1 protein-coding gene is annotated in these 976 nt (G+C 53.5%); it reads left to right on the top strand.

Annotation, left to right across the window (positions count from 1 at the left end; translation table 11 throughout):
* Positions 1 to 94: 94 nt before the first annotated feature.
* Positions 95 to 976 (top strand): T9SS type A sorting domain-containing protein (locus L6773_RS21240; RefSeq protein ID WP_237856682.1); only part of this gene is annotated, 882 nt, incomplete at its 3' end.

The following is a 976-nucleotide window of genomic DNA, read 5'->3' as shown; positions in this document are numbered from 1 at the left end:
TCTGAACTGTGCGGCATCCGAGGATGTGTTGATTGCTCCTTTCCAGTCGTTTTGGGTTCGGATCACGGATAGTAACCCAAGCCTGGAGATACCCATGGAGGCGTATCTTGAAAGTACCACCGAGGGATATTTCAAGGAATCCTCCAAGGGTTCCGAACCCTTGGAGGATTTACCCTTGATCTCATTCAGGGTCACCGCAGAAGAGGGAATTTTCACAAACCGTGCACAAATTCTGTTTAAAGAGGATGCAAAACCGGGCCTGGACCGGTACGATGCACCGAAGCTGAGTGCGGAGGGGCTGGCTGCTCAGTGGCTCTCGTTCTATTCGATGGATGCCGACGGACGATCATATTCATTCCAAAGCCTGCCATCAGTTATGCTTAACGAGGAAAAAGTCAGAATTCCGATGGATATCCGGACCACCGAGTCCGGCCTATTTACCCTGGACTGGACCTTGCCGGCCTCGCACCTGTTTAGCGGCAGTTACTACCTCAAAGACAACCGGACCGGTGAGGTGATAGAGCTGAGGGAGGGATCCACGTACGATTTTGAGATTACAACTGAAGAAAGATCCGCGAAGTCTCAGAAAGACTTCGCGGATCTGGGATTGGCAGCGAGCCAGCCGTCTGACCGCTCCGAGCGGTCTGACGGCTCAATGCCACGCTTCGAACTGCTGATTGCGGCTACCGGCATCGACGGGTTAACCGAACTCGATGCGGTTCCCGATGACTTCACCCTGGCCCAGAACTACCCGAACCCGTTTAACCCTACAACAGTGATCAGTTATCAATTACCAGTCAGCAGTGAAGTTCGACTGGAAGTCTATGACATGCTGGGCCGCAATGTAGCGACGCTGGTGGATGGGCAGGTCTCAGCCGGCCGTCATACGGTAAACTTTGATGCGCGGAACCTGTCGAGCGGGGTGTATTTATACCGATTGCAGGCGGGCAGCCAGATCATGACGAGGAAACTAACG

It is taken from the genome of Rhodohalobacter sulfatireducens (genome assembly GCF_022012475.1).
Lineage (GTDB): Bacteria > Bacteroidota > Rhodothermia > Balneolales > Balneolaceae > Rhodohalobacter > Rhodohalobacter sulfatireducens.
This window is presented reverse-complemented; position numbering and strand designations above follow the sequence as displayed.